The sequence below is a fragment of the Streptomyces sp. CRN 30 genome (assembly GCF_034105845.1).
Genome location: NZ_JAVRHI010000119.1, coordinates 1 through 11,334, shown reverse-complemented (window position 1 = coordinate 11,334; position 11,334 = coordinate 1). Strand labels below are relative to the sequence as shown.

2 protein-coding genes are annotated in these 11,334 nt (G+C 73.1%); both read left to right on the top strand.

The features are described from left to right. Nucleotides 1-3,895, top strand: a 3,895-nt coding sequence (locus UW392_RS11335) for a type I polyketide synthase (protein WP_414495943.1), incomplete at its 5' end; no start/stop codon positions are given. Nucleotides 3,896-3,993: 98 nt separating this feature from the next. Further along, on the top strand, nt 3,994-11,334 hold a 7,341-nt coding region (locus UW392_RS11330; RefSeq protein ID WP_320774797.1), incomplete at its 3' end, for an SDR family NAD(P)-dependent oxidoreductase.

Below are 11,334 nucleotides of genomic sequence, written 5' to 3'. Positions count from 1 at the left end.
CGACCCCATCGAGGCCCAGGCGCTGCTCGACACGTACGGCAGGGACCGCCCCGAGGACAAGCCGCTGCTGCTCGGCTCGGTGAAGTCCAACATCGGTCACACCCAGGCCGCGGCCGGTGTCGCGGGCGTCATCAAGATGGTGCTCGCCCTGCGGCACGGTGTGGTGCCGAAGACGCTGCACGTGGACGAGCCCACCTCGCACATCGACTGGGACTCGGCCGGTATGCGGCTCGCCGACGCGAGCGTGCCGTGGCCCGAGACGGCCAGGCCGCGACGCGGGGCCGTGTCCTCGTTCGGCATCAGCGGCACCAACGCCCACGTCATCCTGGAACACGTCCCGGAGCCCGAGGTCGAGGCCGCCGAGGAGACCGGCGACCACCTGCCGTGGGTGATCTCCGCCAAGAGCCCGGGAAGCCTGCGCGAGCAGGCACTGCGCCTGCACGCACACGTCAGCGCCGCTCCCGAGGCCGCCCTCGTCGACATCGCACACTCACTCCTGACCACTCGGACGGCATTCGAGCACCGCGCCGTCGTCATCGGCCGCGACCGTGAGGAACTGCTGCGGCGCCTGGCCGCGTTCGCCCACGGCGACGAGACCCCCGGCGTGATCCAGGGCACCGCGGCACGCGACATCAGGACCGCCTTCGTCTTCCCCGGCCAGGGCTCGCAGTGGGCGGGAATGGCCACCGAACTCCTGAACTGCTCACCGGCGTTCGCGGAGCGGTTCGGCGAGTGCGCGGCGGCCCTCGCCCCGCACATCGACTGGGCGCCCGCGGACGTGCTGCGCGAGCGTGAGGGCGCTCCGTCGCTGGATCGGGTGGACGTGATCCAGCCGATGCTGTGGGCCGTCATGGTCTCCCTCGCCGCGGTGTGGCGTGCGCACGGCGTCAAGCCCGACGCCGTAGTGGGGCACTCCCAGGGTGAGTTGGCGGCTGCCGTGGTCGCCGGCGTGCTCTCCCTCCAGGATGCCGCGCGGATCGTCGCGCTGCGCAGCCGGCTGATCGGACGTGAACTGGCCGGTCAGGGTGGCATGGTCTCCGTGCCGGTCGGCGAGGCCGCGGCCGAGGAGCTGATCGAGCCCTGGGCGGGCCGGATCAGCGTCGCCACGATCAACGGCCCGCAGTCCACGGTCGTCGCCGGTGAGGCCGCGGCGCTGGACGAGCTGATGGCCGCGTGCGAGCGCGACGGCGTACGGGCCCGTCGCATTCCGGTGGACTACGGCTCCCACACCCCGCAGGTCGAGCAGGTTCGCGAGGCTCTCCTCGAGCTCGCCGCTTCCGTGACCCCGCGCCCGTCCCAGGTGCCGATGTACTCGACCGTTACCGCCGAGCTCCTCGAGGACGGTGTGGCCGACGCGGAGTACTGGTACCGCAACCTCCGTGACCCCGTCCGCTTCCAGCAGACCGCGCGAGCCCTCGCCGACGCGGGCCACGGCGCCTTCGTCGAGGTCAGCCCGCATCCGGTCCTGACCGTAGGCATCGAGGCCAGCCTCGCGGACCTCGCAACCACCCCGGTGGTCGCGGGCACCCTACGGCGCGAGGACGGCGGCCGCAGTAGACTCCTGACCTCCCTCGCCGAACTGTTCGTCGCGGGCGCCCCCGTGGACTGGTCGACCACCTTCGACGGTGGCAGGACCGTGGACCTGCCCACCTACGCGTTCCACCGGCAGCGCTACTGGCTGGACGCCCCCGCGCCCGCGCAGGACACCGCGGGTTCCGGCGTCGACAGCGCCTTCTGGACGGCGGTCGACGGCGGCGACACCGAATCGCTCGCCGCCGCGCTCGGCGTGGCGGACGACTCCGTGCGTTCCTCACTCGCCACCGTCATGCCCGCGCTCTCCGCCTGGCACGGCAAGCAGCGCGAGGAGTCCACCGTGGACGCCTGGCGCTACGGGATCGAATGGGCGCCGGTCCAGGACACCCAGGCCCGCCTCACCGGCATCTGGCTGCTCGCCGTGCCCGAGGAGCGCGCCGACGACCCGACGGTGTGGGCCATCGGCGCGGGCATCGAGCGCCGCGGCGGCACCGTCCGCCAGGTCCTGCTCCCCGCGGAGCGCGCCGAGTACGCCGCCACCACGGGGGAACGCCCGTACGTGGAGGAGATCTCCGTACGACTGCGCGCCGTCGAAGGACACGAGCACGCGGCCGGAGTCCTCGCGCTGACCGGACAGGACGAGGACTCCCACCCGGCGCACCCCGGCGTGCCCCTCGGCTTCACCCGCACCCTCGGGCTGATCCAGGCACTGGCCACCACCGCAGTCACCGCCCCCATGTGGTGCGTCACCAGCGGCGCGGTCACCACCGGCAGCGGCGCCGAACTCAGCGGACCCCGCCAGGCGACGGTGTGGGGACTCGGCCGGGTCGCGGCCCAGGAGAACCCGGACCGCTGGGGCGGCCTGATCGACCTGCCCGCCGAACCCGGGGAGCGGGACATCGACCGGCTCTGCGCCCTGCTGACGGGCGAGACCGGCGAGGACCAGCTCGCGGTGCGCCCCTCCGGCGTGCTCGCCAGGAGGCTGGTGCGCGTCGCCGCGTCCGCGGGACGGGACGGCGCCTGGCAGCCCCCCAAGGGCACCGTCCTGATCACCGGCGGTACCGGCGCGCTCGGCGGCCACATCGCACGCCGGCTCGCCGAGCGAGGCGCTGAGCACCTGATGCTCCTGAGCAGGAGCGGCCCCGATGCCGAGGGCGCCGACGAGCTGCGGGCCGAACTGACCGCAGCGGGTGCGCGAGTGACGGTCCTGTCCTGCGACGCGGGCGACCGCGACGCATTGGCGGACGCCCTGGCCGGCATCCCGGAGGAGCTGCCGCTGACCGCGGTCTTCCACACCGCCGCCGCCCTGGACGACGGCCCGCTGGAGACGTTGACCCTTCCCCGCGTAGCCGCCTCGTTCCGCTCGAAGGCGGGTGCCGCGTGGAACCTCCACGAGCTGACCGCGGACATGGACCTGTCGGCCTTCGTGCTCTTCTCCTCCACGGCGGGCACCTTCGGCGCCGCGGGCCAGGGCAACTACGCCCCGGCCAACGCCTATTTGGACGCGCTGGCCTGGTACCGCAGGGCCCACGGCCGAGTGGCGACCTCCATCGGCTGGGGCGCCTGGGCCCAGGGCGGCATGGCGGAGAAGGACGCCGTCGCCGATCTGCGCCGTAGGCACGGCGTGCCGCTCATGTCCCCGCAGCGCGCCACCCTCGCCATGGAGCGGGCCCTGGCAGGCGACGACACCTTCGTGGTCCTCGCCGACATCGAGTGGGACAAGTTCCAGCTCGCTTACACCGCGGCGCGGCCCAGTCCCCTGCTGTACGGCCTCGCGGAGGTCCAGCGCCCCCAGGAGACGGCTGCGGGCGGGGTGGGTACCGGCGGGAGCGAGGGCCCCACCCTTGCCGAGCGTCTGGTCGGCCTGGCTCGTAAGGAGCAGGACCGGGTGCTGCGCGAGGCGGTCCGCACCCACGCCGCGGCCGTCCTCGGTCATGACGGGGCCGAATCGGTGCCGCTCACCCGCCCGTTCGCGGAACTGGGCCTGGACTCGGTCACCGCAGTGGAGCTGCGCAACCGCCTCGGTGGCCTGGTCGGCCGCAAGCTGCCGGCCGGACTCGTCTTCGACCGTCCGACGGTCGCTGACCTCGTTGCCTATCTGCGCGACCTGTTGGTCGACGACGAGACGTACACCAGCCCGATGCTGGCCGAACTGGACCGCCTGGACGTCGAGCTGGCCACCCTGCGTGACGACGACCCGGTCAGGGGCGAGGTGGCGGAGCGGCTGGAGAAACTGCTGCGCCGTGTCAGCCCCGACTCGGTCGTCACCTCGGGCGGCAGGGCCGCGCAGAGCTGGGACCTGCAGGGAGCCTCCCCGGACGAGTTGTTCGCAATGATCGATGACGAGCTGGGAGAGCCGTGATCCGGACCGGCCGGACGCTCTGCGCGCCGACCTTGTGACTCCACCCGGTACACGACTGCCGACCCCGTTAGTGCTGCTAAGGAATGGATTCGCCGCGCATGCCGAATGAAGAGAAGCTCTTCGACTACCTCAAGCGCGTGACCGCCGAGCTGAAGGAGACGAAGTCACGGCTGAAGGCCGTGGAGTCGGCCGGCAGCGAGCCGGTGGCGATCGTCGGGATGAGCTGCCGCCTTCCCGGCGGTGTCGCCTCGCCCGAGGACCTGTGGCAGCTGCTCTCCGAGGGCGGCGACGCCATTACCGGCCTGCCCACCGACCGCGGCTGGGATCCTGCCTCGCTGATCGACGTGACCGGCGAGCGCCCCCGCTCCTCGTACGTGGCCGAGGGCGGCTTCCTGGACGGCGCGGGGGAGTTCGACGCCGGCTTCTTCGGGATATCGCCGCGCGAGGCCCTGGCCATGGATCCGCAGCAGCGGCTGCTCCTGGAGACGTCCTGGGAGCTGTTCGAGCGTTCCGGCATCGACCCCACCGCGCTCCGTGGCAGTGACACCGGCGTCTTCGTGGGCTCCAGCTTCCACGGGTACGGCGACCCGGCCACCGCTCCCGAAGAGGCGCTGGGCTATCTGCTCACCGGCCGCGCCGACAGCGTCATCTCCGGCCGGATCTCGTACACCCTGGGCCTCGAAGGCCCGGCACTCACTGTCGACACGGCGTGCTCGTCGTCGTTGGTGGCGCTGCACCTGGCGATCAACGCGCTGCAGCTCGGCGAGTGCTCGCTGGCGCTCGCGGGCGGCGTGATGGTCATGTCGACGCCCGAAGTCTTCGTGGGGCTCAGCCGGCAGCAGGGTCTGGCGCGGGACGGTCGCTGCAAGGCGTTCGCTGCCTCTGCCGATGGTATGAGCGCGGCGGAGGGTGTGGGCCTGCTGTTGGTGGAGCGGCTCTCGGACGCGCGCCGCAACGGCCACCAGGTCCTTGCCGTCATCCGTGGTTCGGCGGTCAACCAGGACGGCGCGTCCAACGGTCTTACCGCGCCCAACGGCCCCGCGCAGCAGCGTGTGATCCGGCAGGCCCTGGAGAGCGCCGGGCTCGTTCCCGCGCAGGTGGACGTGGTCGAGGCGCATGGCACGGGTACCAAGCTGGGCGACCCGATCGAGGCGGATGCGCTGCTCGCCACGTACGGCCAGGAACGGGACGAGGACAAGCCGCTGCTGCTCGGCTCGCTGAAGTCCAATATCGGTCACACGCAGGCCGCCGCGGGTGTGGCGAGTGTGATCAAGATGGTCGAGGCGATGCGGCACGGTGTAGTGCCCAGGACGCTGCACGTCGATGAGCCCACGCCGCACGTGGACTGGACCACGGGTGCCGTGGAGCTGGTGACCGAGGAGCGTCCGTGGCCCGAGACGGGCCGCGCTCGCCGTGCGGGTGTGTCGTCGTTCGGTGTGAGCGGGACGAACGCGCACATCATCATCGAGCAGGCCCCGGCCGAGGAGGCCCCCGAAGCCGGCGCCGAGTCCGGTCCGGCCGTCCTCGTCTCCGGCGGTGGTGTCGTGCCGTGGGTGCTCTCGGGCAGGTCGGCGGCCGGGCTGCGCGGGCAGGCGGCGCGGCTGCGCCCGTTCGTGGGCTCCTCCGAGGCCTCGATCGCCGACCTGGGCTGGTCGCTGGCGTCCTCGCGGGCGGCACTCGGGCACCGGGCCGTGCTGCTCGGCGCGGACCAGGAGGAACTGCTCACCGCCCTGCGGGCCCTCGAAGAAGGCGAACCGGCGGCTGGTGTGGTCACGGGTGTGGCGTCGGAAGGCGCTGCGGACGTGGTGTTCGTCTTCCCGGGGCAGGGTTCGCAGTGGGCCGGCATGGCGGTCGGGCTCCTGGAGTCCTCTCCGGTGTTCGCGGAGCGGTTCGGTGAGTGTGCGGCTGCCTTGACCGCGTATGTCGACTGGGTCCCGGTCGATGTCCTGCGGGAGCGCGAGGGTGCGCCGTCGTTGGACCGGGTGGATGTGGTTCAGCCGATGCTGTGGGCGGTCATGGTGTCGCTCGCGGCGGTGTGGCGTGCCTCGGGTGTGGTGCCTGCTGCTGTGGTCGGTCATTCGCAGGGTGAGCTGGCGGCCGCCGTGGTGGCGGGGGTGTTGTCGGTCGAGGACGGTGCGCGGATCGTCGCGCTGCGCAGCCGGCTGATCGGCCGGGAGCTGGCGGGCCAGGGCGGCATGGTGTCGGTGGCGGTCGGTGAGGCCGTGGCGGAGGAGCTGATCGAGCCGTGGTCCGGCCGGGTGAGTGTGGCCACGATCAATGGTCCGCGGTCGACGGTCGTCGCCGGTGAGGCCGTGGCGCTGGACGAGCTGATGGCCGCGTGCGAGCGCGACGGCGTACGGGCCCGTCGCATTCCGGTGGACTACGGCTCCCACACTCCGCAGGTGGAGCAGTTGCGTGAGGCCTTGCTGGAGCTGGCTGCTCCGGTGGTGCCGCGTGCGGGTGACGTACCGATGTACTCGACCGTGACGGGTGAGCTTCTCGAGGAGGGCGCGGCTGACGCGGAGTACTGGTACCGAAACCTGCGGCAGCCGGTGCGGTTCCTCGACACGGTGGGGGAGCTGATTGCTGCGGGTCACACCACCTTCGTCGAGGTCAGTCCGCATCCGGTGCTGGCGTCCTCGGTGGAGGAGACCGGTGAGGCCGTGGGTGTGGAGGTGTACGGCGGCGGCACGCTACGGCGTGAGGAGGGCGGTGTCCGGCGCTTCCTCACCTCGCTGGCGGAGCTGTGGGTCCGGGGTGTGGAGCCGGAGTGGCAGGGTGTGTTCGCCGGCAGTGGTGCACGCCGGGTCGGCTTGCCCACGTATGCCTTCCAACGCCGGCACTACTGGCTGGACGGTGCGGCCGGTACCACGGAGGTGTCCGGGGCTGGTCTCTCCTCGCCCGGTCACCCGCTGCTCGCTGCCGGTATCACGCTCGCGAACGGCGAGGGCCACCTCTTCACGGGCCGCGTGTCCCTGCATACGCACTCCTGGCTCGCCGGTCACGCGGTGCTGGGCCGGGTCCTGGTGCCCGGGGCCGCCATGCTCGAACTGATGCTGCGGGCGGGTGAGAGCGTCGGCTGCGACATCCTCGACGAGCTCGTCCTGCAGGCCCCGCTGGTCGTACCGGCCGGCGACGCCGGGGTCGACATCCAGGTCGCCGTCGATTCCCCCGACGAGCAGGGCCGGCGCGCGGCGCGGTTGCACTCCCGGACGGTGCGGCCGGGCCAGGAGGACGACGGTGCGGAGTGGGTCTGCCACGCCGAGGGGCTGCTGGTCGCGGCGCCCGCCGCCCCCGCCGGTGAGCAGGCCGCGGCCGACGCCGCCTGGCCGCCCGCAGGCGCGGAGGCCGTGGACATCGACGGGTTCTACGACCGTTTGGCGGCCACCGGGTACGGCTACGGTCCGATCTTCCAGGGCGTGCGGGCGGTATGGCGGCGCGGCGAGGAACTGTTCGCCGATGTCGTACTGCCGGAGGCCGCCGAGCGGGATGCCGGGCGGTTCGGGGTGCACCCCGCGCTGGTCGACGCCGCGCTGCAGACGGGTCTGGTGACGTTGCTGGAGGGCGACGGCGAGCGGATGATGCCGTTCTCCTTCGCCGGGGTTCGCCTGCACGCGACCGGTGCCACCGCGGCACGGGTCCGGCTGACGCCGACGGGCGCCGACTCGCTCGCGGTGCGGCTGACCGACGGCACCGGCCTTCCGGTGCTCACCATCGACACGCTCACCTCGCGCCCGCTCACCGCTGACCCGCTCTCCGGTCAGAGTGTCGATTCGCTGTACGAGATCGACTGGATCCCGTTGTCCGGTGGTTCGGGTGACCTCACTGGTGTTCCCGGTTCCGCCGTGGTCCTGGGTGATGGTCTGGCGGAGCTCGGTCTGCCGCGCCACGCGGACCTCGCCGCGCTCGCCGAGAGCGTCCGCGGCGGCGGCGCCGTGCCCGCGGCCGTGCTCCTGCCCTGCCCGAGGACGGCGGCCGGGGACACCCCCGCCGCCGTCCGCGCGCTGCTGACCTCCGTGCTCGCCACCGTGCAGGAGTGGCTCGGTCTCGCGGAGCTGGAAGAGGTACGCCTCGCGGTGGTGACCCGCGCAGGCGCTGTCGTGGCACCCGGCGAGCGGCCCGAACCCGGGCAGGCCGCGGTACAGGGCCTGATCCGCACGGCGTCCTCCGAGCATCCGGGCCGTTTCCTGCTGGCCGACCTGGACGGGGCTCCGGAGTCCGCCGCGGCCCTGCCCGCCGCCGTCGCAGGCGCGGTGGCCGCTGACGAGTCCGCCCTCGCGCTGCGTTCCGGAGCGGTGTTCGTGCCCCGGCTCGGCCGGGCCTCCACCACCGGCGCAGGCACCCTGGCCCTGCCCGACGCGGACGTCTGGGGGGTGGAGCTGGACACGGGGGGCACCCTGGACGGGCTGCGCCTGGTGGCCGCCCCGCGCGCCGCCGAGCCCCTCGGAGCGGGTGAGGTGCGGGTCGCCGTACGCGCCACCGGCGTCAACTTCCGTGACGTGCTGGTGGCGTTGGGCGTCGTTGCCAAGACGGCGGGGCTGCCGGGTGGTGACGGTGCCGGCGCCGTCCCCGAGACCGAGGCGTTGTTCGGCAGTGAGGGTGCAGGCGTGGTGACCGAGGTGGGTCCCGGTGTCACCGGGCTCGCGGTGGGTGACCGGGTCATGGGTCTGCTGTCCGGTTCGTACGCCGGTCCCTCGGCGGTGGCCGACAGCCGCATGCTCGTGGTGATGCCCCCGGGCTGGTCGTTCGCCCGGGCGGCGTCGGTGCCGGTGACGTTCTTGACCGCCTACTACGCGCTGGTCGACCTCGCGGACCTGCGCGAGGGCGAGTCGTTGCTGGTGCACGCGGCCGCGGGCGGGGTGGGCATGGCCGCCGTCCAGCTGGCCGGGCACCTCGGTGCCGAGGTGTACGCGACGGCGAGCGAGGCCAAGTGGCCCACGGTTCGTGACACCGGTATCGCCGCGGAGCGGCTGGCTTCCTCGCGGAGCGTGGAGTTCGCCGACCGGTTCCTGGGGCACAGCGGGGGCCGGGGTGTCGATGTCGTCCTCAACAGCCTGGCTCGGGAGTTCGTGGACGCCTCGCTGCGGCTGCTGCCGCGTGGCGGCCGGTTCCTGGAGATGGGCAAGACCGACATCCGTGACGCGGACGAGGTGGCCGATACCCACGCCGGCGTGCGCTACCGGGCCTTCGATCTCGGTGAGGCGGGCGCCGACCGGCTCGGCGAGATGCTCACGCACCTGGCCGAGCTCTTCGCCCGCGGGGAGCTCGTGCCGCTGCCGGTCACCGCGTGGGACACCCGCCAGGCACCGCAGGCATTCCGGCACATGAGCCAGGCCCGACACACCGGCAAGGTCGTCCTGACCAACCCGCGGGCCGCGCTGACCGGCACCGTGCTGGTGACCGGCGGCACCGGCGTGATCGGGTCGGCGGTGGCCCGCCACCTGGTCACTGAGCACGGTGTGAGGGATCTGGTGCTCACCGGCCGCCGGGGCGCGGGCGCCCCGGGCGCCGGGGAGTTGGCCGCCGAACTGACCGCGTTGGGTGCCGACGTGCGCGTCGAGGCCTGCGACGCCGCCGACCGTGTGGCCCTCGGCACGCTCCTGGACGGGCTCGACGGGCTGTGCGGTGTGGTGCACGCGGCCGGAGCCCTGGATGACGGTGTCGTCACCGAGCTGACCCCTGAACGCCTCGACACCGTCCTCCGCCCCAAGCTGGACGCGGCCTGGAACCTGCACGAGCTCACCCGTGACCGGGACCTCGCGCTGTTCGTGCTCTTCTCCTCGGCCGCCGGTGTCTTCGGTTCTCCCGGGCAGGGCGGTTATGCGGCGGCGAACTCCTTCCTCGACGCCCTCGCGCAGGAGCGGCGCGCCCAGGGGCTGCCCGCGCACTCCCTGGCCTGGGGGCTGTGGGCCGACCGCAGCGCCATGACCGGTGCGCTGGGCACCACCGACCTCGACCGCATGCGCAGGGCCGGTATCAGGGCGCTCGCCACCGACGAGGGCCTCGCCCTCTTCGACGCCGCGGTGCGCCTGCCGTACCCGTACACCGTCCCGGTCCGCCTCGACCTGGCCACACTGCGCGAACGGCCAACCCTGGCCCCGCTCTTCCGTGCGCTGGTGCGCACCACGGCCAAGCGGGCCGCCGCCAACACGCCCGCGGGCGGGGGCGGCGGGCTGCGCGAACGCCTTGCCGCGCTGGCCCCCGCCGAGCGCGACCGCGAGCTGACGGAGCTGGTGCGCGCCCAGGCCGCCCTCGTCCTCGGCCACGGCACCGCCGGCGCGGTGGAGGCCGACCGTGCCTTCCGCGACATGGGCTTCGACTCGCTCACCGCCGTCGAACTGCGCAACCGGATCGGCTCCGCCACCGGCCTGCGCCTGCCCGTGACCGTCGTCTTCGACCATCCCACCTCCGCCGCCCTCGCTGCCGAAGTCGGCGTACGGCTCGGCATCGACAGCGACGGCGCCCGGGACCACGCGACCCCCACCGCCGCACCGGCCGTCGCCTCCGACGACGACCCGATCGCCATCATCGGCATGAGCTGCCGGTTCCCCGGCGGTGTCGACTCGCCCGAAGCGCTGTGGCAACTGCTCACGGACGAACGCGACGCCATGGGCGACTACCCCACCGACCGCGGCTGGGACGTGGACGCCTTGTTCGACCCGGACCCGGACCGCGTGGGCAGCTCCTCCTCCCGTACCGCCGGATTCATCGACGGCGTCGCGGACTTCGACGCGGAGTTCTTCGGGATCTCGCCCCGCGAGGCCCTCGCCATGGACCCGCAGCAGCGGCTGCTCCTCGAGGCCACCTGGGAGGTGCTGGAGCGGGCCGGCATCGACCCCGGCACCCTGCGCGCCAGCCCGACCGGCATCTTCATCGGCGGCGCCGTCTCCGGTTACAACACCGACCTGTTCACCACGGAGGACGGGCTCGACGGTCACCTGCTCACCGGCAACGCGGCCAGCGTGGCCTCGGGCCGCGTCTCGTACACGTTCGGGTTCGAGGGTCCTGCGGTGACGGTGGACACGGCGTGCTCGTCGTCGCTGGTGGCGCTGCACCAGGCGGTGCAGGCGCTGCGGCAGGGCGAGTGCACCCTGGCTGTCGCCGGTGGCGTCGCCGTCATGCCCACTCCTCGACTCCTCGTCTCCTTCAGCAGGCAGCGTGGACTGTCCCAGGACGGCCGCTGCAAGGCGTTCTCCGCGGACGCGGACGGGACCGGGTTCTCCGAGGGCGTGGGCCTGCTCCTGGTGGAGCGGTTGTCGGACGCGCGGCGCAACGGGCACGAGGTGCTCGCCGTGGTGCGTGGCTCCGCGCTCAACCAGGACGGCGCGTCCAACGGACTGACCGCGCCGAGTGGTCCCGCGCAGCAGCGCGTCATCCGGCAGGCGCTCGCCAACGCCGGGCTCACCACCGCCGACGTCGACGCCGTCGAGGCGCACGGC